General features: G+C 74.5%; 21 protein-coding genes. 9 read left to right on the top strand and 12 right to left on the bottom strand.

Annotated features, from left to right (window positions below):
• The first annotated feature begins 22 nt into the window (after positions 1–22).
• Positions 23–259, top strand: coding sequence for a preprotein translocase YidC (locus tag Q2K19_RS27295; protein ID WP_302764986.1), 237 nt, complete (start codon positions 23–25; stop codon positions 257–259).
• 36 nt (positions 260–295) lie between these two features.
• On the top strand, positions 296–556 hold the full coding sequence (locus Q2K19_RS27290) for a hypothetical protein (RefSeq protein ID WP_302764985.1): 261 nt from the start codon (positions 296–298) through the stop codon (positions 554–556).
• Between the two features lie 21 nt (positions 557–577).
• Here Q2K19_RS27290 and rnhA read toward each other — a convergent pair whose 3' ends face one another.
• Entirely contained in the window at positions 578–1054 is a 477-nt protein-coding gene (gene rnhA, locus Q2K19_RS27285; RefSeq protein WP_302764984.1) for a ribonuclease HI, read from the bottom strand.
• Between the two features lie 69 nt (positions 1055–1123).
• Between rnhA and Q2K19_RS27280 the strand changes: the two genes are divergently transcribed.
• Complete coding sequence (locus Q2K19_RS27280; RefSeq protein WP_302764983.1) at positions 1124–1897, top strand: tyrosine-protein phosphatase; 774 nt, start codon at positions 1124–1126, stop codon at positions 1895–1897.
• 2 nt (positions 1898–1899) lie between these two features.
• Positions 1900–3012: a serine hydrolase domain-containing protein gene (locus Q2K19_RS27275; RefSeq protein ID WP_302764982.1), complete on the top strand. Its 1113-nt coding sequence runs from the start codon at positions 1900–1902 to the stop codon at positions 3010–3012.
• A gap of 18 nt (positions 3013–3030) precedes the next feature.
• Here the strand turns inward: Q2K19_RS27275 and Q2K19_RS27270 are convergent, their stop codons facing one another.
• Complete coding sequence (locus Q2K19_RS27270) at positions 3031–4260, bottom strand: lycopene cyclase family protein (protein ID WP_302764981.1); 1230 nt, start codon at positions 4258–4260, stop codon at positions 3031–3033.
• Positions 4261–4336: 76 nt separating this feature from the next.
• Between Q2K19_RS27270 and Q2K19_RS27265 the strand changes: the two genes are divergently transcribed.
• Positions 4337–5404 (top strand): Gfo/Idh/MocA family protein, encoded by a 1068-nt coding sequence (locus tag Q2K19_RS27265; protein ID WP_302764980.1) that lies wholly within the window; start codon positions 4337–4339, stop codon positions 5402–5404.
• A 6-nt stretch (positions 5405–5410) separates the two neighbouring features.
• On the opposite strand, the gene Q2K19_RS27260 is transcribed toward Q2K19_RS27265, so the two are convergent.
• Positions 5411–6661 carry an MFS transporter gene (locus Q2K19_RS27260; protein ID WP_302764979.1) on the bottom strand — a complete coding sequence of 417 codons (1251 nt, stop codon included), beginning with the start codon at positions 6659–6661 and terminating at the stop codon, positions 5411–5413.
• 113 nt (positions 6662–6774) lie between these two features.
• On the opposite strand from Q2K19_RS27260, the gene Q2K19_RS27255 reads away from it, so the two are divergent.
• Positions 6775–7284: a DinB family protein gene (locus Q2K19_RS27255; RefSeq protein WP_302764978.1), complete on the top strand. Its 510-nt coding sequence runs from the start codon at positions 6775–6777 to the stop codon at positions 7282–7284.
• A 68-nt stretch (positions 7285–7352) separates the two neighbouring features.
• Here the strand turns inward: Q2K19_RS27255 and Q2K19_RS27250 are convergent, their stop codons facing one another.
• A complete protein-coding gene (locus tag Q2K19_RS27250) occupies positions 7353–8567 on the bottom strand; it encodes a low temperature requirement protein A (protein ID WP_302764977.1) in 1215 nt (404 codons plus the stop codon).
• A 259-nt stretch (positions 8568–8826) separates the two neighbouring features.
• Between Q2K19_RS27250 and Q2K19_RS27245 the strand changes: the two genes are divergently transcribed.
• Entirely contained in the window at positions 8827–10896 is a 2070-nt protein-coding gene (locus Q2K19_RS27245) for an amylo-alpha-1,6-glucosidase (RefSeq protein ID WP_302764976.1), read from the top strand.
• Between the two features lie 15 nt (positions 10897–10911).
• Here the strand turns inward: Q2K19_RS27245 and Q2K19_RS27240 are convergent, their stop codons facing one another.
• Both Q2K19_RS27240 and Q2K19_RS27235 read right to left on the bottom strand, forming a co-directional pair.
• Positions 10912–12522 (bottom strand): AMP-binding protein, encoded by a 1611-nt coding sequence (locus Q2K19_RS27240; RefSeq protein WP_302764975.1) that lies wholly within the window; start codon positions 12520–12522, stop codon positions 10912–10914.
• On the bottom strand, positions 12519–14210 hold the full coding sequence (locus Q2K19_RS27235) for an AMP-binding protein (protein ID WP_302764974.1): 1692 nt from the start codon (positions 14208–14210) through the stop codon (positions 12519–12521). Before Q2K19_RS27235 ends, Q2K19_RS27240 begins: the two co-directional genes overlap by 4 nt.
• Positions 14211–14286: 76 nt before the next feature.
• Here Q2K19_RS27235 and Q2K19_RS27230 point away from each other — a divergent pair, with 76 nt between their 5' ends.
• Both Q2K19_RS27230 and Q2K19_RS27225 read left to right on the top strand, forming a co-directional pair.
• Positions 14287–15201, top strand: coding sequence for a helix-turn-helix transcriptional regulator (locus Q2K19_RS27230; protein ID WP_302764973.1), 915 nt, complete (start codon positions 14287–14289; stop codon positions 15199–15201).
• Between the two features lie 195 nt (positions 15202–15396).
• The gene (locus Q2K19_RS27225) at positions 15397–16221 is read left to right on the top strand and encodes an ArsR/SmtB family transcription factor (protein WP_302764972.1); all 825 of its coding nucleotides are present in this window, start codon (positions 15397–15399) and stop codon (positions 16219–16221) included.
• Between the two features lie 330 nt (positions 16222–16551).
• Here Q2K19_RS27225 and Q2K19_RS27220 read toward each other — a convergent pair whose 3' ends face one another.
• The 6 genes from Q2K19_RS27220 to aceB form a co-directional block, all read right to left on the bottom strand.
• Positions 16552–16740, bottom strand: a complete 189-nt coding sequence (locus Q2K19_RS27220; RefSeq protein WP_302764971.1) for a DUF6767 domain-containing protein — start codon at positions 16738–16740, stop codon at positions 16552–16554.
• Between the two features lie 101 nt (positions 16741–16841).
• Positions 16842–18707, bottom strand: a complete 1866-nt coding sequence (locus tag Q2K19_RS27215) for an L-lactate permease (RefSeq protein WP_302764970.1) — start codon at positions 18705–18707, stop codon at positions 16842–16844.
• Positions 18708–18774: 67 nt separating this feature from the next.
• Positions 18775–20196, bottom strand: a complete 1422-nt coding sequence (locus tag Q2K19_RS27210; protein WP_302764969.1) for a (Fe-S)-binding protein — start codon at positions 20194–20196, stop codon at positions 18775–18777.
• On the bottom strand, positions 20197–21462 hold the full coding sequence (locus tag Q2K19_RS27205; RefSeq protein WP_302764968.1) for an FAD-binding oxidoreductase: 1266 nt from the start codon (positions 21460–21462) through the stop codon (positions 20197–20199).
• Positions 21462–22934 carry an FAD-linked oxidase C-terminal domain-containing protein gene (locus tag Q2K19_RS27200; RefSeq protein WP_302764967.1) on the bottom strand — a complete coding sequence of 491 codons (1473 nt, stop codon included), beginning with the start codon at positions 22932–22934 and terminating at the stop codon, positions 21462–21464. The genes Q2K19_RS27205 and Q2K19_RS27200 overlap by 1 nt, the downstream gene beginning before the upstream one ends.
• Positions 22935–22965: 31 nt before the next feature.
• Positions 22966–24549, bottom strand: coding sequence for a malate synthase A (gene aceB, locus Q2K19_RS27195; RefSeq protein WP_302764966.1), 1584 nt, complete (start codon positions 24547–24549; stop codon positions 22966–22968).
• Positions 24550–24701: the final 152 nt, after the last annotated feature.

The raw sequence follows: 24701 nt of genomic DNA, 5'->3' as shown, positions 1-24701 counted from the left end.
GGCACGGACGGGGGGCGGACGGGTGAGATATCGGGTACGGCAGAGCGAACAGCCGATGGATCCGGCGCACGCCGAGGACGAGGCCGGCCAGGCCCGGCTGGTCCAGGTCGAGGCGGACACGGACGTGCCGGCACCGGAGCCGGGCGCGCCGAAGCCGGACGAGGTGACCGAGGACGACGGTTCCGGGGTCGCCGGCGGGGCGTCGGGCAGCAGCTCCGGCGGCTCCTCGATGCCGACACACCCGGACGCGGCGCGCTGAGCGTTTGCCCCGGGGCGAGGTGGGCAGGAGTGCGACATGACGAGTGAACAGTCCTTCGGCCGCGCGGCCACCGACGAACCCGACGGCGCCACCGCTTACGAGGCGTCGCTGCGCCCGCCGGGCGAGTCCCTGCACACCACGGACGACACCGGCGACGACTTCGCCGACCTGCCGGCGGAGGAGCGCCGCTCCGCCCGGGAGATCAGCCGGGCCGGCTACGACGTGGCCGCGGTCTCCGGCACCGGCGACCCGGCGAACGAACCGGAGGAGATCGAGGAGGGCCGCCCGGAGCGCTGAGCCGGACCCAGCCGCGCCGCGTCAGCTTCGGGATGTCACCGCCGCGCGGGCCTCGGCCATGCCCCGGTTGGCCAGCGCGTCGGCCCGCTCGTTCTCCGGGTGTCCGTTGTGGCCCTTCACCCACAGCCAGGTCACCTCGTGCCGGGCGCAGGCGGCCTCCAGCCGCTGCCACAGGTCGGCGTTCTTGACCGGCTGCTTCGCCGCGGTCACCCAGCCGTTGCGCTTCCAGGACGCCAGCCAGCCGGTGATGCCATTGCGCACGTACGTGCTGTCGGTGTGCAGGCGCACGGTGACCGGCCGGGTCAGGCTCTCCAGCGCCTGGATCGCGGCGGTCAGTTCCATCCGGTTGTTGGTGGTCGGGGTCGCCTCGCCGCCGCACAGCTCGCGTTCGTGCGCACCCCAGCGCAGCACCACCCCCCAGCCGCCGGGACCGGGGTTGCCGCTGCACGCCCCGTCGGTCCAGATCTCCACGACCTTGCCGGTCACCGCCTCCGCCATGCCGGCAACCTACCCGGTACGCCCACCGCCGGGACCGGGCGACCCGCCCGCGCCGGATACGGTGTGATCATGAACCGGCACATCCCCTTCACCCGGCTGCACAACTTCCGCGATCTGGGGGGCTGGCGCGCCGACGACGGCCGGACGGTCGCCTGGGGCCGGCTCTACCGGTCGGACTCGCTGAGCAAACTGGACGCCGGGGACCTGGCCCGGTTCGGCGCGCTCGGCATCCGTACCGTCGTCGACCTGCGCTACCCGTGGGAGATCGCGGACCGCGGCCGGGCGCCGGAGAGCCTCGGCGTCGCCTGGCACAACCTCAGCATCGAGCACCGCCCGTACGTCCAGGCCGAGATCGACCCGGACGTGGACCCGTGGCGTTACCTGGCCGACCGGTACGCCGAGGTGGCCGCCGACGGAACGGCCGAGCTGAGCCGGGCCCTGGAGGTGATCGCCGAGGGCGACCACCCGCTGGTGTTCCACTGCGCCTCCGGCAAGGACCGCACCGGCCTGCTCGCCGCGCTGCTGCTGGCCCTGCTCGGGGTGGACGAGGACCAGATCGCCGAGGACTTCGCGCTGACCGAGCTGGCCACGGACCGGCTGGTCGCGGAGTGGCGGGAGCGGAACCCCGGCGGGGCGCTGCGCTGGCCGGCGTACGGGCGGGCACCCGCCGAGATCATCCGACTGTTCCTGGCCGACCTGACCGCCGGCCACGGGTCGGTGCGCGGCTACGCCGCCGACCGGCTCGGCGTCGACGACGACCTCGTCGCGGCCCTCCGCGCCCGGCTGCTGACCGGCGACGGAAAACCGCGGGACGGCCGTGCGGCGCTCTGGCAGGCTCGCTGATCATGGACGCACGCTGGGCCGGCCTGCGGGCCGAGGTACGCACGACGATCGACGAGCTGGTCTCCTCCGGCCGGGAGGCCGGGGTGCAGGTCGCCGCCTACCTGCACGGCGAACCGATCGTCGCGGAGCAGGCCGGCCTGGCCGACCCCACCACCGGGCGCCCGCTCACCGCCGACACCCCGATCCACGCCGTCTCCACCGGCAAGGGCCTCACCAGCACCGTCGTGCACGTCCTCGCCGAGCGGGGCCGGCTCCACTACGACCTGCGCGTCGCCGAGGTGTGGCCCGAGTTCGCCCGGCACGGCAAGGACGCGATCACGCTGCGGCACGCCCTCACCCACACCGCCGGGCTGCCGGCGCTGCCGACCGGCATCAAGCCAAAGGACTTCACCGACTGGGACCGGATGTGCGCGCTGATCGCCGACGCCGCGCCCCGGTGGGCGCCCGGCGAGCGGCTGGCGTACCACGCGTGGACGTTCGGCTGGATCGTCGGCGAGGTGGTCCGGCGGGTCACCGGCAAGCCGATCTCGCAGGTCCTGGCCGAGGAGGTGGCCGGGCCGCTCGGGATGACCGGCGAGCTTCTCCTCGGGGTGCCCGAGGCGGACCTGCCCCGGCTGGCCCGGCTGGAGGACGCCGGCCTGGCCGCGTTGATGACGTGGGCGGGCGCCAACCTGCCGAACTTCGACGCGGTCGCCCCGCCCGCGGTGCGCCCCGACGCCACCATCGGCAGCCGCCCGGACGTGCTGCGGGCGGACGTGCCGGCGGTCGGCACGATGAGCGCCCGCGCGGTGGCCCGGATGTACGCGGCGCTGCTCGGCCCGGTCGACGGGGTCCGGCTGATCTCACCCGAGCGCCTCGGCGAGGTCTCGGCGGTGGCGGTGCGCGCCGAGGAGTGGGTGTTCGGGCAGGAGGCGACCTTCGGCCTCGGGTACGCCGTCGACGCGGACGGGTCGTTCGGCACCGCCGGCAGCGGCGGCAGCCTCGCGTTCGCGTACCCGGCACTGGGGCTGACTGTGGCGGCGGTGCGCAACCGGCTCGGCGCGGGCGACGGCGACCCGATGGAGCGGCTCCGGGTGCTGATCCGCGACCGGGTGGCCGCGGAACTCGGTCGCTGACGGCAGCGCGCCGGCCTGCTATGAGCCGGCCTGCGGCGCCGGGGCCGGGTCGCGGCGCAGCCGGGCGCGCAGCCGGTCGACGGCGTCGCCGAGCACCGCGCCGGTCATCGGCAGCAGCGGGCTGGACCGCATCACCGCCAGCTCCTCCGCCGGGGAGGTGGCCCCGTCGAGGAAGCGCAGCACGCGCTCGGCCGGCTGGCGGTCGAAGAGCCGCTCGAAGAACTCGACCCCGCCGACGTGCCCCCGGTCCAGCGCGCGCAGCGCCACCGCGTCCATCCACAGGTGACGGCGCGGGTACGCGGGCGCCGGCACCGGCGGCCGGCCGGCGGCCAGCGCGCGGGCGACCTGGTCGGCCTGCCGGAGCATCGCGGCGAAGGTGAACCCGGTGGCGGGGCGGGTGGCCCCGCCGGCCGTGCCGAGCCGGACCACCCGGGCCGACGGTCGGGTGACGAACGGGCCGTCGGTCATCGGGATCACCCCGTGCTCCACCTCCCGGACCCGCAGCGCGGTCAGGTCCAGGCCGAGCAGCCCGGCGTAGCCGCGCAGCGCCGCGTCGTACGCCGCGCCGTCGAGCAGCGCCGGCGAGAACTCGGTGTACTCGACCAGGGCGTACCGGTCGCTGACCGGCAGCACGTAGCCGAACGAGACGCCCCGGGCGGGCTGCGGGGTGCGGAAGTCCATCAGCACCGCCCGCGCCGGGTCGAAGGTGGGCCGCTCGGCCGCCAGCCACCAGCCGCGGAAGTGCTGCAGCCAGCTGGTCCGCCCGGGCCGTTCCGGCGGCCGGGGCCGGGAGTCGAGCACCCACCCGGCCCGCACCAGGGGCCGCCCCTGCGGGTCGTGCACGGTCACCCGCTGGCCGTCGTCGCGCAGCTCCCCGGCCGGCGCGCCGATCCGCACGGCGCCCAGCCGGCGCTCGGCGGCGGCAGCCCGGTCGTAGACCGGGGCGGAGCGGAGCATCGCGTACCGCAACGGGGCGAGCGACAGGACGCGGCGGCCGGCGGGCGTGACCACGTCGACCCGCGACCACGCGGCGCTGAGCAGCGGGTCGAGGTCGGTGCCGGGGACGCCCCAGAACGCCCAGGTGCGATCCTGGCCGCGCTTGTGCACCGGGTCGACCACGGCCACCCGCAGGCCGGTCAGCCCGTGCCGGTCGAGGGCGGCCAGCAGCAGCGAGGCGGCGCCCCCACCGCCCACCAGCGCGAGGTCGACGTCGACTGGGGATGCGTCCACCCGACCACGCTGCCACACCCCGGCCGGCCGCCGCCCGCGACCCCACCGCCCGCGGGTAGATTCCGGGGGAGATCACCGACGACGGGGGGACGGCATGGCGCAGGCGCCGCTGCGGGTGGGGCTGCTGGGATACGGGGTGGCCGGGCGGTATTTCCACGCCCCGCTGATCGCCGCCACGCCCGGGCTGCGGCTGGACGCCGTGGTGACCCGCGATCCGGAGCGCCGCGAGCAGGTGCGCGCCGAGCACCCGGACGCCCGCCTGGCCGACGACGCCGACCAGCTCTGGCAGGCCGCCGACCGCCTGGACCTGATCGTGGTGGCGACGCCGAACCGGCAGCACGTGCCGACGGCCCGGGCCGCGGTGGCGGCCGGACTGCCGGTGGTGGTGGACAAGCCGCTGGCGCCCACCGCAGCGGAGGGCCGGGCGCTGGTCGAGGAGGCGAAGACCGCGGGCGTGCCGTTGACGGTCTTCCAGAACCGCCGCTGGGACGGTGACTTCCTGACCGTCCGCCGGCTGGTCGAGGCGGGCGAGCTGGGCCGGGTGGCCCGGTTCGAGTCGCGGTTCGAGCGGTGGCGCCCGGCGATCAAGCCGGGCTGGCGGGAGAGCGCGGCGCCCGGCGAGGCCGGCGGGGCACTGTTCGACCTGGGCGCGCACCTGGTCGACCAGGCGGTCCAGTTGTTCGGGCCGGTGACCCGGGTCTACGCCGAGGTGGACCGGCGACGACCGGGCGCCGAGGTGGACGATGACGCGTTCGTCGCGCTGACCCACGCCGGCGGGGTCCACTCCCACCTGTGGATGAGCGCGGTGACGGCGCAGCTCGGGCCGCGGCTGCGGGTGCTCGGTGACCGGGCCGCCTACACCACGTACGGGCTGGATCCGCAGGAGGCGGCGCTGCGCGCGGGCGGCCGGCCGGGCACGCCGGGCTGGGGCGAGGTCGACCCCGACCGGTACGGGCGGCTCGGCGTCGACGGCGAGCTGCGGGCGGTGCCCACCGAGGCGGGCCGCTACCAGGACTTCTACGCCCAGGTCGCGGCGGCGGTGCGGGACGGGGCGCCGCTGCCGGTGGACCCGGCCGAGGCGGTCGACGTGGTGGCGCTGATCGAGCTGGCGCACCGGGCGGCCGCGGAGGGCGCCACGCTGCCGGTGCCGCCGCTCACCTGAGCCGGTTCAGCCGACGGCCGCGGTGTCGCGCGTGGCAGCGGGATCGGCGTACGCGGCGGCCACCGTGGCCCGGTTGAAGACCCGCCAGGTCACCGCGATGACCGCGACGGCGACCACGAAGCCGACCCAGTACGGCGCGGTGATCCCGAACCGGTCGGCGACCACCCCGCCGAGCAGCGCGCCGACGCAGTTACCACCGGCGGCGATGAACAGGGTCGTGCTACCCACCCGGCCCATCAGCGCGGGTGGGGTGAGCCGCTGCCGCAGCGAGTTCGCCACCATGTTCCACAGCGCGCCGTGCACCCCGAAGGCGAACAGCGCCACCCCGACGACCGCGGCGCTGCGCGACGCGGCCAGGGCCAGGTGCAGGCCCGCCTCGATGAGCAGGCCGATCCGGACGGTCCAGGTGGCCGTGATCGTGGCGACCAGCCGGTCGCCGACGGCCGAACCGAGCAGCCCGCCGACCGCCAGGCAGGTGAACAGGGCGCCGTAGCCGACCGAGCCGAGGCCGAGCCGCTCGGTGGCCAGCAGCACCAGCACCGCGAGCGCGGCGGTGAGGGTGACGTTGAGCAGCCCGATCAGCAGGGTCATGGTGCGCAGCAGCCGCTGCGACAGCAGCCAGCGGAACCCCTCGGCGACCTCGGCCCGGACTGAGCGGCGTGCGCCCACCTCCGGCGCGCCACGGTACGTCCCGGCGAGCAGCCCGACCAGCACGGCGCTGAGGGCGTAGGTGCCGGCGTTGACGGCGAACGGAATGGCGGCGGCCACCACGAAAAGGAACCCGCCCAGCGGGCCGGCGACCATGTTCTGCATGACCTGGGTGCCGCCGCCCAGCCAGCCGTTGGCCCGTTCCAGCCTCGACCGGGGTACCACCGCCGGCACCACCGCCTGGGCGGCGGTGCGGAACACCACCTCGCCGGTGTTGACCACGAACAGCACCGCGTACAGCAGCGCGACGCCGGCCCGGTCGAGGACCATCGCGGCGGCCAGCACCGCCAGCACGGCCACCCGCACCCAGTCGATGACCACCATCAGCCGGCGCCGGTCGATCCGGTCCACCAGGACCCCGCCGGGCAGCGAGAACAGCAGCCACGGCAGCCACGCCACCGCGGCGCCCGCCGACACGGTCAGCGGGTCGTCGGTCCGCGAGGCGACGTACAGCGGCGCGGCCACGGTGGCCATGCCGCTGCCCAGCGCCGACATGGTGCTCGCCGTCCAGAGCCGGGCGAAGCGCCCGTCGAGCCGATCCCCCGTCACGGCGAGGGAACCTACCAGGGATCGGCCGACGCGCCGACCGGGTTACCGGGCCGGCCAGCGCAGCACGGTGGACGCCCGGCCGACCCGGCGGCATGTCCGGCATACTGCCGGGCATGCGGGTGCCGTTCCCCGAGCCCGGGCCGTCGTCGGACGTGCCGGCGCTCTTCCTCACCTACCTCGACTGCTACCGGGACACGGTCGCCGACCGGCTGGGCGGGCTGAGCGACGCGCAGGCCCGCACGGCCCGGGTGCCGTCCGGCTGGACGCCGGTGGAGCTGGTGAAGCACCTGACCTTCATGGAGCGCCGCTGGTTCGTCTGGGGCTTCCTCGCCGAACCGGTGCCGGACCCGTGGGGCGACCGCGCCGACGACCGCTGGCACGTCGGCCCGGACGAGACCGTGGCCGACCTGGTGGCCGCGCTGCGCCGCGGCGGGGCACGGACCCGGGAGATCGTGGCGTCGACGCCGCTGACGACCCCGGCCGCGCTGGGCGGCCGGTTCACCGACCCGGCCCGCCGCCCCACCCTCGCCGCGATCCTCTTCCACGTCCTGCAGGAGTACGCCCGGCACGCCGGTCACCTGGACATCGTCCGCGAGCTCGCCGACGGACGCACCGGGGAGTGACCGGCGGGCAGGGCGTGCCGACCGGACACCGGCACGGCGGCCGTGGACCCTGCCGTTGACCGGCGGTCTCACCCGGGCGGCATCGCGCGGCCCGGTGGCCGCCGGCGTTCCTGCACCGCGTCGGCGAGCGCCACGCCCGCCAGGACGAGGGTGGCCACCGACGTGGCGACCAGGGGCGGCGCGAGGGCCAGCACCGGCGCCAGGGCGGGCAGCGCGATCAGCCCGGCGAGGCGAGGTCGGGACATGCGGCCGAAGATGTGCTGTTCGAGCCAGGTCCGCCCGGAGATGAACAGGGCGGGGCCGCCGAGGATGACGCTGAGCCAGGCGGGATCCCGGTGCGCGTGGGGCTCGTCGATGACGAGTTCGTGCCCGACGGCGGTGGCCAGGATGCCGGCCACCATCGCCAGGTGGGTGTAGGCCGCGACCTCGCTGAGTTTGGCCGGGCGGCGGGCCACCGCCACCGCCTCACGCAGCACGAACCCGGCGCGGAAGAAGTAGACCCGCCACAACAGCACCGTGCTGGCGAAGGCGACCAGGAAACCCACGGTGCGGTCGGGGGTCAGCGCACTGCGGCCGAAGGCCAGGCCGACGAGCGCGAACGCCTCACCGAGCGCGATGATCAGGAACTGTTGGTACCGGTCCGCCAGGTGCTCGGCGGCGATCCGCCATCCCCCGATGCGCGAGGGGCCGAGCCGGGGCGTGGGCCAGCCGAGTAGCAGGGCCAGGTAGTCCAGGGCCACGGCGAACGTCCACAGCGCCACGGTGGCCGCGCCTGGGGCGAGGGCCGCGCCCGCCAGCCACGGCACGGCCGACACGGCGGACCACCACAGGAGTCGGGCGGGAATCCGTTGCTGCTCGTGTCCCCGCAGGAGAATCACCAGGACGAGTGAGCGGCCGACCTGCACCGCGACGTACGCGACGGCGAACACCGGCGCCCGCGACCTGAACGCCTCGGGCGTGGCGACGGCCATGAGCAGGGTACCGAGCATGATGCCGACGATGATCAGCTCGATGGCCGGCCGGTCGGGGTCGTACCGGCTGGTCACCCAGGCGGCCTGCAACCACACCAGCCAGATCGCCAACAGCAGCACCGTCGTCTGGCCGGCCGCCGCCAGGACCGGCCCCGCCGAAACGAAGTCGTCGACGAGCCGCTCCGAGATGCGGGCGAGCGCGAAAACGAAGATCAGGTCGAAGAACAGCTCCAGGAACGTGGCGCGGCTTGGCCCGCCGCCCTCGCGCAACAGCCTCGCGGCACGCGCCGGTCCGCTGCCCGTCTCCGCCACCCACGCAGTCCTACCACGCCCGTCTGCCCGACTCCGGTAGGTCGAGGAAATCGGGCGGCGGCGGGGGCTGCCCGCCGTTTCTCGTCGTGCCTGGCATATCGGCGGGCGGCACGGGTAGTCGCCGGGCGCCGGGTCCGGGTGCTGGCTGCCACGAAGCCGGGGAGGTGTGTGCGTGACGGCGACACGAAGACCGACGCCTGCGGACCCGATGCCTGACGCGCCGACCGGGCACCGGGTGCCCAGTGGAGCCTGCCGGGACATGCCCCCGGAGCTGGGACCGGACGCCGTCAGCGTGCTCCAGGGCCGCACGTTCATGTTCTCGGACGCCGCCGGGAACGTGCCCAGGAGTTCGATCGGTGGGTTGGTCCACGACGACACCCGGTTCCTCGACCAGTGGGAGCTGACCGTCGACGACGCGCCTCCGCTGGTGCTCTCCGCCGGACCCGTGGACTTCCACTCAGCGGCGTTCTTCCTGGCCAATCCGGAGTTGCCCGGGCTGCCCGCGAACCGGATCGGGATCCGGCGGCAGCGGTTCGTCGGTGACGGACTCTACGAACGCATCGAGGTGCGGTACTTCGGCATCGAGCCGGTGTCGTGCCGGCTCCGGCTGGCGGTCGGCACCGACTTCGCCGACCTGTTCGAGATCAAGGAATCGGGCCGGGACCGCACCCCCGACATCGCCCGGCGGCACGAGCCGGACGGCTCCGCGCTGGGATTCCTCTACCACAACGGCGACTTCGAGGCGATGGTGCGGGTGCAGGCCGAGCCGGCCGCCGATCGCCTCGACGGGGACGCCCTGGTCTGGGACCTGCACCTCGAGCGCGGCGAGCGGTGGGGCTGCCAGCTGTGGGTCCCGTTGCGCTGTGGTCAGGACACCTACCGCCCCACCGTGCGGGAGTTCGGGCACGTGTTCGAGCACGGGCCGGACGATCCGTCGACCCGCTGGGCGGAGGAGAAACCGCAGCTGGAGGCCGACGCGGCCCTGCTGTACGACATCTACCACCGGTCGGCGACGGACCTGGTGTCGATGCGCATGGAGAAGACGATCGCCGGGCAGTCGGTGGTGGTGATCGCCGCCGGCCTGCCCTGGTTCATGACGGCGTTCGGTCGGGACACGCTGATCACCGGCTACCAGAGCATGACCTGCGGTCGCGAGGTGGCCCGCGGCGCCCTGCTCATGCTCGCCGCCCACCAGGCGGAGACGTTCGACGACTTCACCGACCGGGAACCGGGCAAGATCTTCCACGAGTACCGCACCGGCGAGCTGACCCAGCTCGGCCTGAAGCCCTACTGCCCCTACTACGGCGGCGCGGACACCACCGCGCTGTGGCTGATCCTGCTGTCGGAGTACTGGCGGTGGACCGCCGACGACGAACTCCCCCGCCGCCTGCGCGGCAACGCCGACGCCGCCCTGCGGTGGATCGACCGGTACGGCGACCGCGACGGGGACGGCTACGTCGAGTACGCCACCCGGTCCCCCCAGGGCCTGGGGAACCAGTGCTGGCGGGACTCCCCCGACGGCGTGCAGTTCGCCGACGGCACCATCCCGGTGCTGCCGATCGCGACCTGCGAGACGCAGGGCTACACCTACGACGCGAAGCTGCGCGCGGCGGAACTCGCCGACGGCCCGTGGCAGGACCCGGCGCTGGCCGAGCGGCTGCGCGCCGAGGCGGGACAACTCCGCGAGCGCGTCAACCGGGACTTCTGGATCCCGGAGCGGGGTGGCTACTACGCCGTCGGCCTCGACGGCGACAAGCGCCGCATCGACTCGATGACGTCGAACATGGGTCACCTGCTGTGGAGCGGCATCGTGCCCGAGGACCGGGCGGGCCAGGTGGCGGCGCAGCTGATGTCCGACGAGATGTTCTCCGGGTGGGGCGTACGGACGCTTTCCACCGCGGACGCCGGCTACAACCCCATCGGCTACCACGTCGGCACCGTCTGGCCGCACGACAACTCGATCATCGCCGCCGGGCTGGCCCGGTACGGCTACCGGGACGAGGCGAACCGCATCGCCCTGGCCATGCTCCAGGCGGCCAGCTACTCGCAGCACCGGCTGTCGGAGGCGCTCTCCGGCTACGACCGCTCCTTCGGCCGAGAGCCCGTGCCCTACCCGACCGCCTGCACCCCCCAGGCGTGGGCCAGCGGGGCACCGCTGCTCTTCCTGCGCACCCTGCTCGGCCTGGAACCCCGCGCCGGCGGGCTGCACGCCGACGCACACGTGCCCGCCGAGCTGGGCCGGATCCGGCTGCGCCGGGTCGCCGCCGGCGGTCGGCGGTGGGACGTCGAAGCCGCCGGCAGCCAGTGCGAGGTGCGGCCCGCCGACTGACCGGCGGCCCGCCGGTCACCCGGCGACCCCGGCGCGGCGCAACTCGACCTTGCGGACCTTGCCGCTGACCGTCATCGGGAACGCGTCCAGCACCCGCACGTACCGGGGAATCTTGTAGTGCGCCAGCCGGTCGCGGCAGAACTCGGCCACCTCCGCCACGGTCAGGGTGTCGTACCCGTCACGCAGGATCACGCAGGCCAGGATCTCCTCGCCGTACCGCTCGTCGGGGACGCCGACCACCTGCACGTCGGAGATCTTCGGGTGCCGGTACAGGAACTCCTCGATCTCCCGCGGGTAGACGTTCTCCCCACCCCGGATGATCATGTCCTTGATCCGGCCCACGATCGTCAGGTAGCCGTCGTCGCGCATCACCGCCAGGTCCCCGGTGTGCATCCAGCGCGCCGCGTCGATCGCCTCGGCGGTCTTCGCCGGCTCCTCCCAGTAGCCGATCATCACCGAGTAGCCCCGGGTGCACAGCTCCCCCGGCTCGCCCCGCGGCACGGTCACCCCGGTCGCCGGATCCACCACCTTCACCTCGACGTGCGGCAGCACCCGCCCCACCGTCGCGGTCCGCCGGTCCAGGTCGTCGTCGTGCCGGGTCTGGGTGGACACCGGCGACGTCTCGGTCATGCCGTAGCAGATGGCCACCTCGGCCATGTGCATCTCGGCGATCACCCGCTTCATCACCTCCACCGGGCACGGCGACCCGGCCATGATCCCGGTGCGCAGCGAGGACAGGTCATGGGCGGCGAAGTCCGGCAGGCCCAGCTCGGCGATGAACATGGTGGGCACCCCGTACAGCGAGGTGGCCCGCTCGGCGGCGACCGCACGCAGCGTCGCGGCCGGGTCGAAGGTCGGCGCCGGGATGATCATGCAGGCGCCGTGGCTGGTCGCCGCGAGGTTGCCCATCACCATGCCGAAGCAGTGGTAGAACGGCACCGGCAGGCAAATCCGGTCCTGCTCCGTGTAACGGACCAGCTCACCCACGAAGTAGCCGTTGTTGAGGATGTTGTGGTGCGACAGCGTCGCGCCCTTCGGGAAGCCCGTCGTGCCCGAGGTGTACTGGATGTTGATCGGGTCGTCGCAGCTCAGCTCCGCCGCCCGCGCCGCCAGCCGGGCGGCCGGCACCGCCGCCCCGCCGGCCACCAGGTCGTCCCAGCTCGACTCCCCGAGGTACACGACGCTGCGCAGCGCCGGGCAGTCGTCCCGGACCCGCTCCACCATCCCCCGGTAGTCGCTGGTCTTGTAACCGGGCGAGGAGACCAGCAGGCTCACCCCGGACTGGTTGAGCACGTACTCCAGCTCGTGCCGCCGGTAGGCCGGGTTGATGTTCACCATGATCGCGCCGATGCTCGCCGTCGCGTACTGCACGAGCACCCACTCCGGACAGTTCGGCGCCCAGATGCCGACCCGGTCACCCCTGGCCACGCCCGCCGCCAACAGGCCGCGGGCCAGCTCGGCCACCGCGGCGCCGAATTCGGCGTACGTCCACCGCCGGCCGCTCGGGCAGTCCACCAGGGCCTCCCGACCGGGGTACGCCTCGACCGCGCGGGCCAGGTTCGCGCCGATGGTGTCGCCCAGCAGCGGGGCGTCGGAGACCCCGCTGGCGTACGAACGCAGGCTCATCGGAAGTCCTCCTCGCGGTACTCGCCGGCCGGGCGGCTCTCCGCCCCGGCGTGCTTGTCCCGCTCGGCGGCGCGCAGCTCCGTCCGGCGGATCTTGCCGGAGATGGTCTTCGGCAGCTCCGCGAACTCCAACCGCCGCACCCGCAGGTACGGGGCCAACCGCGCCCGCGAATGCGCGAAGATCGCGGCGGCGGTCCCGTGCTCGGCCGCCCAGCCCGGCGCCAGCACCACGTACGCCTTCGGCACCGCCAACCGCACCGGGTCCGGCGACGGCACCACCGCCGCCTCCGCCACCGCCTCGTGCTCCAGCAGCACGCTCTCCAACTCGAACGGCGAGATCCGGTAGTCCGACGCCTTGAACACGTCGTCGGTGCGCCCCACGTACGTCAGGTAGCCGTCCTCGTCCCGCGAGGCGATGTCGCCGGTGTGGTAGAAGCCGTCCCGCATCGCGCTGCCGGTCAGCTCCTCGTCCCCGTGGTAGCCGACCATCAGCGCCGCCGGCCGGTGCGCCAGGTCCAGGCAGACCTCCCCGTCGTCGCCCGGCGCACCGGTCACCGGGTCGACCAGCGTCACCACGTAGCCGGGCAGCGGGCGCCCCATCGAGCCGGGCTGCACCGGCGCCCCGGGTGGGTTGCCGATCTGCGCGGTCGTCTCGGTCTGCCCGTACCCGTCCCGGACGGTCACTCCCCAGGCCGCCTCGACCTGCTCGATCACCTCCGGGTTCAGCGGCTCCCCCGCCCCCACCACGCTGCGCGGCGGGCGCTTCAGCTGGGTCAGGTCGGCCTGGATCAGCATCCGCCACACCGTCGGCGGCGCGCAGAAGCTGGTCACCCCGCAGCGGTCCATCGCGGCCATCAGCCCGGCAGGGTCGAAGCGGGAGTAGTTGTAGACGAAGACCGTGGCGCCCGCGTTCCACGGCGCGAAGACGCTGCTCCAGGCGTGCTTCGCCCAACCCGGCGAGGAGATGTTCAGGTGCACGTCGCCGGGGCGCAGCCCGATCCAGTACATGGTGGACAGGTGCCCCACCGGGTACGAGGTGTGCGTGTGCTCGACCAGCTTCGGCCGGGCGGTGGTGCCGGAGGTGAAATAGAGCAGCAGCGGGTCGTCGCCCCGGGTCGGCCCCTCGGGGGCGAACGCGTCGTTCGCGCCGTACGCGTCGGCGTACGGGTGCCAGCCGTCGACCGGGTCACCGACGGCGATCCGGGTGTAGTCGCCCGGCACCTCGGCGAACTTGCCGGTGTGCTCCGCCCCGACCACCACGTGCCGGGCCGCACCCCGCGCCAGCCGGTCGGCCAGGTCCGCGGGGCCGAGCAGCGGCGTCGCCGGGATGATCACCGCGCGCAGCTTGATCGCGGCGAGGATCGTCTCCCAGAGTTCGAGCTGGTTGCCGAGCATGAGGATCAGCCGGTCCCCGGCCCGTACGCCCCGGGCGCGCAGCCAGTTGGCCACCCGGTTCGAGCGGCGGGACAGCTCCGCGTACGACCAGCGCCCCTCGCCCCCGTCCGCCTCGACGATCCAGAGCGCGGTGTCGTCATTGCCCTCGGCGAGCACGTCGAACCAGTCCAGCGCCCAGTTGAACTCGGTGAGGCGCGGCCAGCGGAACTTCTCGTACGCGGTGTCGTGGTCCTCGCGGTGCGCGAGCAGGAAGTCGCGCGCCTCGCGGAAGGCCTGGGTGCCGGCGGTGGCCATGGGGGTGTCCTTCCTGTCACCGGGCGCGCGGCCAGCAGGGGACGGAGCCGCGCGCAGTACGCTGATCCTCGATCGGGTGACGCAGGTCTCACCACCCCCGGACGGGGGTGGCCGGCAGGGGGTGAGCACGGTGCCGCTCTACCCGCGTGACGACGCCGACGAGCTCCGGCGCGCCCTGCTCACCCTGCGCCGGGGCACCGGCCTGCCGGTCGCTTTCGGCGGCCTGGTCCAGGCCGGCGGGCCGCCCCGGATGACGATCACCGAGCTGGCCGGCACCACCACCGGCGCGCTGCGCGGGCTGGCGATCCAGGCCGGCGCCGGGCTCGGCGGCAAGGCCCTCGCGCTCGGCCTGCCGCTCCGCGTCGACGACTACCCGGTGGCCCGCTCGATCAGCCACGAGTACGACGCCCCGGTCTCCGCCGAGGGGCTGCGCTCGGTGGTCGCCGTGCCGGTGGTGGTGCACCGGGAGGTCCGTGCGGTCGTCTACGGCGCGGTACGCCAGCGGCTTCTCCTCGGCGACCGCCTGGTCGCGACGGCGGCGGACGTGGCCCGGGACCTGGAGCGCCGCCTCGTCCACCGGGACGCCGCCCGGGCGGCGCTGACCACCCTGCGCGCCGCGCCGGACCGCGCGCAGGGGCGGCCCGCCGGGCCGGAGTGGGAGCAGGTCCGGCAGGCGCACGCCGAGCTGCGCGGGCTGCTGCGCCGGATCGACGACCCGGAGCTGCGCGACCGCCTCGACGCGGTCGCCGACCGGCTCGCCGGCGCCGTCGCCCGGCCGGACCGGCCGGCCTCGGCCGGGGTCCTGTCGCCGCGGGAGACCGACGTGCTGGCCTGCGTCGCGCTGGGCTGCACCAACGCCGACGTGGCCGGGCAGCTCGGGCTGCGCCCGGAGACGGTGAAGAGCTACCTGCGTTCGGCGATGCGCAAGCTCGGCGCGCACACCCGGCTGGAGGTCGTGGTGGCGGCCCGCCGCGCGGGCCTGCTCCCCTAGGCGGTCTTCGTCGGAACGCGCGGAGGCATCCTCCTCAATCTCCGCCCATCCGGGGCGCGGCCGTCACTACCCCTACGGCGTCCTAGGAGGCTAGCTCAACCATCCTCCGCCCGCCCGGGACTGGACATGCAGCCTCCCGGCTGCCTATTGTCGGGACAGGCAACCATCGGGTTGCCTTTTTCGAGAGGGCATCAGGTGGACGAGGTGTTCCGGGCGCTGGCCGACGCCAGCCGGCGGCGGCTGCTCGACAGCCTGAACGCCCGCAACGGACAGAGCCTGCGTGAACTCTGCGCCGGGCTCGACATGACCCGGCAGTCGGTGAGCAAGCACCTCGCGGTGCTGGAGGCGGCCGGGCTGGTCACCACCACGCGACGGGGCCGGGAGAAGCTGCACCACCTCAACGCGGCCCCGATCAACGCCGTCGCCGACCGCTGGATCGGCCGCTACCACCGGGAACGGGCGCGTGCCCTCGCCGACCTGCAGACAGCATTGGAGCGGGAGCCCATGGAGAACCCCACGTTCGTCTACACCACCTACATCCGGACCAGCCCCGAGAAGCTCTGGCGGGCGCTGACCGAGCCGGAGTTCACCCGCCGCTACTGGGGCGGCGTCACCCTGGTCTCCGACTGGCGGCCCGGTTCGCCCCTGCTCTGGCAGGACTCCCCGGACGCACAGCCGAAGGACCTCGGTCAGCGGGTGCTGGCGGCCGAGCCGTACCGTCGCCTCTCCTACAGCTGGCACGGCTTCCAACCCGAGCACGCGGCCCACTTCGGCTGGTCGGAGGAGGAACTGGCCGCGCGGCTCGGGGAGCGGCGGTCGAAGGTGACCTTCGACCTCGTGCCGCACGGCGACACGGTCCGGCTGACCGTTACCCACGACGACTTCTCCCCCGACAGCGAGATGCACCGGGCGATCAGCGGCCAGCTCGACGGCAGCGGCGGCTGGCCGGAGCTGCTGGCCAGCCTGAAGAGCCTGCTGGAGACGGGCCAGCCGCTGCCGGAGCCGATCCCGGCCGGCTGACCAGGCCACACGCCCGGCCGGACCGTCCGGCTCCGGCCGCCGGGGGAGGCGACGAGGGTGCTCAACGCCTGTGGAGTTGAATCGTTGGCGATGTCGCCGCCGTCGGTCCGGCGCCGCCCGGAGGGGGACGAACCGGGGCGCCGCAACCAGCCGGCGGTGGCGCCGATTCGTTTGCGACATCAGCCCCACAGGCGGCGAACAGCAGAGGTGGCTGGCCGTGGGCCGGCAACCGTCCGGTGAAGCGTTCCAGCAGCCCCCGGGCCGCCAGGCCGGCCAGCAGGGTGGCGACGGTGACGGCGAGCACCGCGCGGGAGGTGGCGGTGCTGACGCTCACCGCCGGCCGGGGGCAGCGAGCCGGCTGCGGTGCACCCCCGCGCGCAGCTCATCGTCCCCCATCACCAGCCAGACCAGGCCGCAGTCCTGCGGCCCGGTGACGTCGACCTGGCACAGGGTGCACGGTTCCCCGGGGCGGATCGGGCAGGCCGGCACCGGTCGGGCCGCCCTCGTCGTGCTGCTCACCCGCCCACCGTGCCGCGCCGGGCGGCCCGGTGGTCAGGGCCATTGGTCCCCACCTGCGGTGACCGCCCCGGGCGCCCGCCTGGGCGCCCGGGGCGGGCGGATCAGGGCACCATCCAGTCGAGCACCGGCGAGCCCTGCAACGCGACCAGCACGCACATGAACAGCAGCAGCACCAGGCTCCAGCCGAACACCTTGCGGAAGATCTCGCCCTCCCGGCCGGCCATGCCGACCGCCGCGGCGGCGATCGCCAGGTTCTGCGGGCTGATCATCTTGCCGAGCACGCCGCCGGAGGAGTTGGCGGCGGCCAGCAGCACCGGGTCGAGGCCGGCCCGGGCCGCGGTCTGCACCTGCAGCGCGCCGAAGAGCGCGTTCGCCGAGGTGTCCGAGCCGGTCACCGCGACGCCGATCCAGCCGAGGATCGCGGAGAGGAAGACGAACGCCCCGCCGGCGGCGGCGAGGAACGCGCCGAGGGTGTTGGTCTGCCCGGACTGGTTCATCACGTACGCCAGGGCGAGCACCGCCATCACGGTGACGATGGCGTAGCGCAGCTCGACGTAGGTGCGCCCGTACGCGCGCAACGCCCGGCCCGCGGAGAGCCGGAGCAGCAGGGCCGTGAGGATGCCGGCCAGGATCATCAGGGTGCCGGCGGCGGGCAGCCAGTTCAGGGTGAACGTGGTCGAGGAGAGCGGCTTGCCGTTGCCGCCCAGGATGTCCAGCCCGGGCCAGCCGAACTTGACCGTCCACGGCTCCTTCGCCAGGGCGTCCTTCACGGCGCCCAGGTTCGCGATCGAGAAGATCACGATGATGATCAGGTACGGCGCGTACGCCCGGAACACCTCGGCGGGGGTGTCGGCGAGCCGGGGGCCGGCGGCCCGGACCTGGTCGCCGGGGCGGGGTTCCGGGTCGAGGTCGGAGCGGTGCCGGCCGACCGGGGCCGTCTCGTCGATCCGGGGATCGCCCGGCGCGGTCTCGCCGCCCGAGCCGCCCAGCCCGGGCGCGGCGGTGGTCGTACCGGAGCGGGAGCCGGCGGCGGCGCGGACGGTGCCCGGCCCGGCCAGCTCGGCCGCGGCGGGCCCCCGCGCGGCCGGCACGGTGGCCGGCTCGGGGGTCAGGTCGGCCGGGGTCTGCGGGCGCCAGACCCGGACCAGCAGCACCACGGCGGCGGCCGAGACGAGGGCGGCCACGATGTCGGTCAGCGGCACCGAGATGTAGTTCGCCGCGACGAACTGCGCCGCGCCGAAGCTGACCCCGGCGACCAACGCGGCCGGCCAGGTCTGCCGGATGCCGCGCCGCCCGTCGACCAGGGCGACCAGCATCAGCGGTACGACCACCGCGAGGATGGGGGTCTGCCGGCCGACCATCGCGCCGAGGGTGTCCACGGTGAGCCCGGCGTCGTCGTTGGCGCCGCTGGTGACGCTGGCCAGCGTGACGATCGGGGTGGCGAGGGCGCCGAACGCCACCGGGGCGGTGTTGGCCAGCAGCGCCACCGACGCCGCGTGGATCGGCCGGAAGCCCAGCGCCATCAGCATCACCACGGTGATCGCCACCGGGGTGCCGAAGCCGGCGAGGGCCTCCAGCAGCGCGCCGAAGCAGAACGCGATGATGATGGCCTGGATCCGCATGTCCGGGCTGACCCGCTCGAAGGAGCGGCGCAGCACGTCGAAGTGTCCGCTCTCGACGGTCAGGTTGTAGACCCAGATCGCGTTGATGACGATCCAGAGGATCGGGAAGAAGCCGAACGCGGCGCCCTCGGTGGCGGAGAGGACCGCCTGCCCGACCGGCATGGCGTAGACGGCGACCGCCACCACGAGGGCGACGGCGAGGGAGATCAGCCCGGCCAGCCAGGCCTTCATCCTCAGCACGCCGAGCAGGACGAAGAGGGTGAGCAGGGGCAGGACCGCGAAGATGGCCGAGAGCGCGACGGAGTCACCGATCGGATCGGTGACCACCTTGAACTGGTCGAACATGGATCACCTCAACGCTTCTGGGACGGGTGGAAGGCGTTAAGAGGGGACCCCTCCTCTACCGAATGCGTTAAGAAGGGGCCCTTCCTTTCAGCAACTCCTCGACGTCCCGCCGGTGGATGGAGGCGTCGAGGACCTGGGCGGTGTGAGCCAGCGCGATGTGGCCGCCGGCGCGGGTCACCGAGGCGGCGACCTGCATGAGGCAACCGGGGTTGGCGGTGACGAGCAGCCGCGCCCCGGTGGCCAGTACGGTGCGGGCCTTGCGGTCGCCGAGTTCGGCGGCCGGCCCGGGGTGGAGGATGTTCCAGATGCCCGCCGACCCGCAGCACAGCTCCGGGTCGGCGATCTCCCGCAGCTCCAGCGCGGGGATGTCGCGCAGCAGCCGGCGGGGTTGAGTGCGGACGCCCTGGGCGTGGCCGAGGTGACAGGCGTCGTGGTAGGCGACCGTCACCGGCAGCGGGTGGCGGGGCGCGACCGGGCCCAGCTCGTCGAGGAGCTCGGACAGGTCGCGCACCCGGGCGGCGAAGTCGGCGGCCAGGGTGGCGTAGCGGGGGTCGTCGCGGAGCAGGTCGCCGTACTCCTTCAGGGTGGAGCCGCAGCCGGCCGCGTTGACCACGAAGAAGTCGACGCCGGCGGCGGCGAAGGTGTCGAGCAGTCGCCGGGCGAACCGGCGGGCCTCCTCGTCGCGTCCGTTGTGCACGCTCAGCGCGCCGCAGCAGCCCTGCCGGTCGGGCAGGATCAGCACCTCGCAGCCCTCGGCGGCGAGCACCCGGGCGGTGGCGGCGTTGACCTCGGGGAAGAACGCGCTCTGCACGCAGCCGGTCAGCATGCCGACCACGGCCCGGCGGGCCCCCACGGGGGGCAGCCGGGCGGGCAGGCGGGGCGGCCGGCCCAGCGGCGGGGCCAGGGACTCCAGCGCCGCGAGGGTGGGCGCCAGCCGGGTCAGCAGCCCGCTGCGGCGGACCAGCCGGCGCAGCCCGGTCGCCCGGTACGCACGCAGCGGCCCGCGCAGCAGCCGCAGCCGCCTCGGGTACGGGAAGAGGCCGAAGATCGCCCCGCGCAGCGCCCGGTCGCGGCGGCCCCGGGTGTGCCGGCGTTCCACCTGCTGCCGGGTGTCCTCGATGAGCCGGTCGTAGCGCACCCCGGAGGGGCAGGCGGTCACGCAGGACATGCAGCCGAGGCAGCGGTCGAAGTGGGTGGCCATCGAGTCGGTGAGCGGCTCGCCCTCCAGGCCCTCCTTCATCAGGTAGATCCGCCCGCGCGGCGAGTCCATCTCCTCGCCCCACAGCACGTAGGTGGGGCAGGTGGGCAGGCAGAAACCGCAGTGCACGCAGTCGGCGATCAGCTCGGCGGCGGGCGGGTGGTGCGCGTCGAAGGCGGCGTCGCCGGGGGTGCGGGCGGCCGCGGCGAGCGCGTCGACGGGTCCGCTGGCCGGGCGGGTGCCGCCGGGCGAGGTGATCGGGGTGCGTCCGGGCTGCTGGGGGATGCTCATTCAGATCCCTCCCACGAACCGGCCGGGCGCCAGCCGGGCGTCCGGATCGAAGCGCTGCTTGACCCGGCGCATCAGCGTCAGGCCGTCGACCGGCCCCCACAGGTCGACCCGGTCGCGCACGGCGGGGGGCGCGGTGAGGACCACGGTGTGCCCGGCGACGGCGGTGGTCGCCGCGCGTACCGCGGCGACCAGGCCGGCGACCCGGTCCGGGTCGGCCGTGCCGGGCAGCCCGGCGTAGAGGACGCCGACGCCGGCCGAGCCGCGCAGGGCCAGCGGCAGCCCGTGCCGCTCGGCCGCTGCGCGGGCGTCGGCCAGCAGCCGGGGTACGCCGGAGAGCGCGGCGGTCAGCTTCAGCCCGGTGTCGCCGGCGCGCCACGGTGGCCGGGCCCAGCCCTCCGGCGGCTGCTCGGTGACGGTGGCGGCGGCGCCGAGCAGCCGGCGGGCGGTGTCGGCCCGGGCGGCCACCCCGGCCGGGGTGCCCTCGACCAGCACGGTGACCGTGGCCGGGCCGTCGGGCGGGGCGTCCACCTCCAGCGCGGCGGGCACGAGCTGCGCCGCGCGGACGGTGGCGGCGAGCCGGGCGGCCTCGACGGCGTCGGCGACCGGCCGGGTGACGTACCCGACCGCGGCCGGGAGCGGGTGCAGCCGGAACGCCGCCTCGGTGATCAGGCCCAACGTGCCGTACGCCCCGGCGACGAGCTTGGCCAGGTCGTAGCCGGCGACGTTCTTGACCACCTTGCCGCCGGCGTGCGCGACCACGCCGTCGGCGCGCACCAGGGTGATCCCGATGAGCAGGTCGCGCGGGGTGCCGTAGAGCATCCGGCGGGGTCCGGCGGTGTTGGTGGCGACGGCCCCGCCGACGGTGCCGCCCGGCAGCGGCGCGTCGAGGGCGAGCTGCTGCCGGGCACCCGCCAGGGTGGCGGCGAGGTGGTCCAGCCGGGTGCCGGCCCGGACCACGGTGATCAGGTCCCCGGCGGCGTGCTCAACCACCCCGGCCAGGGCGGTGGTGTCGAGGACCAGGTCGAGGCGGCGGGGTGGGCTCCCCCAGTCCTGTCTGGTGCCGCCGCCCCGGACGGTCACCGCCAGGTCGAGGTCGGCGGCCGCGCGCAGCACGGCGGCGGCCTGGGCGGTGTCGACGGGCGTGGCCACGTAGCGGGCGGGCACCCCGGCGATCCCGTCGCGCTCCCCCGCCGCCCGGACCGGCTCGGCGTCACCGGTGGCGGGGCACGCCGCCCGGAGCCGGTCGAGGGTGCGGTCGGCGGGCATCAGAACACCTCCGCCAGGCCGGCCGCCTGGGCCGGGTGGACCCCGCTGCGCCGGCCGGGGATCTCCCCGCAGAGCCGGGGTGTGGGGAAGACCTTGCCCGGGTTGGCCAGCCCGTCCGGGTCGAACGCGCAGCGGAGCAGGTGCATGGTGTCCAGGTCGTCGTCGGTGAACATCCGCGGCAGGTACTTCGCCTTGTCGACGCCGACGCCGTGCTCTCCGGTGATCGAGCCGCCGTGGCGGACGCAGAGGTCGAGGATCGCGCCGGAGACCTCCTCGGCGCGTTCGGCCTGCCCCTCGGCGGCGGCGTCGAAGAGGACCAGGGGGTGCAGGTTGCCGTCGCCGGCGTGGAAGACGTTGGCGACCCGGATGCCGCGCTCGGCGGAGAGTTCGCCGATGCGGCGCAGCACCTCCGGCAGGGCGGTCCGCGGGATCACCCCGTCCTGGACGATGTAGTCGGGGCTGATCCGGCCGACGGCGGCGAAGGCCGACTTGCGGCCCTTCCAGAACAGGGCCCGTTCGGCGTCGTCGGCGGCGATCCGGATCTCGAACGCCCGGTTCTCCCGGCAGAGCGTCTCCACCTGGGCGAACTGGGCGTCGACCTCCGGCGCCGGGCCGTCCAGCTCGACGATGAGCACCGCCCCGGCGCCCGCGGGATAGCCGCAGTGCACGGCCGCCTCGGCGGCGGAGATGGCGAGCGCGTCCATCATCTCGACCGCGGCCGGCACGACCCCGGCCGCGATGATCGCCGAGGTGGCCGCGCCGGCCTGGTCGGTGGTCTCGAACGCGGCGAGCAGGGTGCGGACCGTCTCGGGCAGCCGGGTCAGCCGGACGGTGACCTCGGTGGCGATGCCGAGGGTGCCCTCGGAGCCGACGAACGCGCCGAGCAGGTCGTAGCCGGGGGTGTCCGGGGCGCGGCCGCCGAGCCGGACCCGCTCGCCGTCGGGGGTGACCAGTTCGAGGCCGGTGACGTGGTGGGTGGTGAAGCCGTACTTCAGGCAGTGCGCGCCGCCGGAGTTCTCCGCCACGTTGCCGCCGATCGAGCAGATCTGCTGGCTGGACGGGTCGGGCGCGTAGTAGTAGCCGTGCGGGTGGGCGGCGCGGCTGACCGCAAGGTTGATCACGCCGGGCTGCACCACCGCGCGCTCGTCGTCGGGGGCGATCTCCAGGATCTCCCGCATCCGGGAGGTGACGATGAGGACGCCGGCGGCGTGCGGCAGCGCCCCGCCGGAGAGCCCGGTGCCGGAGCCGCGGGCGACGAACGGCGCGCCGGCGGCCACGCAGGCGCGGACCACGGCGGCGCACTGCGCGGCGTCGTCGGGCAGGGCCACCAGGGCCGGGACGACCTTGTACTGCGCGAGGCCGTCGCACTCGTAGGTGCGCAGCCGCTGCCGGTCGCTGATCACCCGATCGGCGCCGATGGCGGCGCGCAGGGCGGCGGCGAGAGCGTCGATGTCCGTCGTGGTCGTGCTCATCGCCCACCTCCGCGTCGCGGTCGGTCGTCGGTCAGGGCATCCGTTCGTACGCCGGGACGGTGAGGAAGTCGGCGAAGTCGTCGGCGACCGCGACCTCCATGAACAGCGCCCGGGCGTCGGCGTAGTCGCCGGGGTCGCCGGGGAGCCGACCGATCTCCTCGGCGGCGATCCGTTCGACCAGCTCGCGGGTGACCCGCTCGCCGGTGTCGTCGAGGGTGACGTCGTTGTGCAGCCACTGCCACACCTGGCTGCGGGAGATCTCCGCGGTCGCGGCGTCCTCCATCAGGTTGAAGATGGCCACCGCGCCGGAGCCGCGCAGCCAGGCGGCCAGGTACTGCACGCCGACGCTGACCGCGTTGCGCAGCCCGGCCTCGGTCCGCCCGCCGGGGGTGGACCGCACGTCGAGCAGCTCGGCGGCGCTGACCCGGACCTCGTCGCGGGTGCGGTCGAGCTGGTTCGGCCGGTCGCCGAGGACCCCGTCGAAGACCTCCCGGCAGACCGGCACCAGGTCGGGGTGGGCCACCCAGGAGCCGTCGAAGCCGTCGCCGGCCTCGCGGGTCTTGTCGTCCCGGACCTTGGCCAGGGCGGTCTCGTTGACCTCGGGGTCGCGGCGACTGGGGATGAACGCGGCCATGCCGCCGATGGCGTGCGCCCCGCGCCGGTGGCAGGTCCGCACCAGCAGCTCGGTGTACGCGCGCATGAACGGCACGGTCATGGTGACCGCGTTCCGGTCGGGCAGCAGGAAGTCGGCGCCCCGGGTGCGGAACTTCTTGATCACGCTGAACATGTAGTCCCACCGGCCGGCGTTCAGCCCGGCGGAGTGCTCGCGCAGCTCGTAGAGGATCTCGTCCATCTCGAACGCGGCCGGGAAGGTCTCGATCAGCACGGTGGCTCGGATGGTGCCGCGTGGGATGCCGAGCCGGTCCTGGGCGAACACGAACACGTCGTTCCACAGGCGAGCCTCCAGATGGCTCTCCATTTTCGGCAGGTAGAAGTAGGGTCCGGCGCCCCGGTCGAGCTGTCGGCGGGCGCAGTGGAAGAAGTAGAGGCCGAAGTCGACGAGGCTGCCGGAGGTGCGCTCGCCGTCGACCAGGATGTGCTTCTCGCTGAGGTGCCAGCCGCGGGGCCGCACCACGATGGTGGCCAGCTCGCCGTCGTGCAGCGCGTACTGCTTGCCCTCCGGGGAGGTGAAGTCGAGCTTGCGGTCGATGGCGTCGCGCAGGTTGAGCTGGCCGGAGACGACGTTCTCCCAGAGCGGGGTGTTGGCGTCCTCCAGGTCGGCCAGCCACACCTTGGCGCCGGAGTTGAGCGCGTTGATGGTCATCTTCGCGTCGGTCGGGCCGGTGATCTCCACCCGGCGGTCGACCAGGCCCGGGGCCGGTTCGGCGACCCGCCACTCGGCCTCGCGGACCTCCCGGGTCTCGGGCAGGAAGTCCAACATGGCCCCGTCGACCAGCGCGGCGTCCCGGCGGTGGCGTCGCGCCAGCAGCTCCCGGCGGCGCGGGTCGAAGCCGCGGTGCAGCGCGGCGAGGAAGGCCAGCGCGTCGGGGGTGAGGATCTCGTCGAACCGGGGGTGGGCGGCACCGGTGACCTCGACGCCGGCAGGGTTGGTCATCCGCTCGCTCCTCACCCGTGACATGTGGCGCGATCTATCCGATGGTGCTCCTGCCGACTGTAGTTCTCGCTGTTCACCCTGCGACCTGAGCGGCGGCACAGCCGCCGGGAATGGTCGATCCAGTGCGGCGAGCGGTCCATCCCGGACGACGA

Source organism: Micromonospora sp. NBRC 110009 (assembly GCF_030518795.1).
Classification (GTDB): domain Bacteria; phylum Actinomycetota; class Actinomycetes; order Mycobacteriales; family Micromonosporaceae; genus Micromonospora.
The sequence above is the reverse complement of the archived record's forward strand: the minus strand, read 5'-3'. Positions and strand labels throughout refer to the sequence as shown.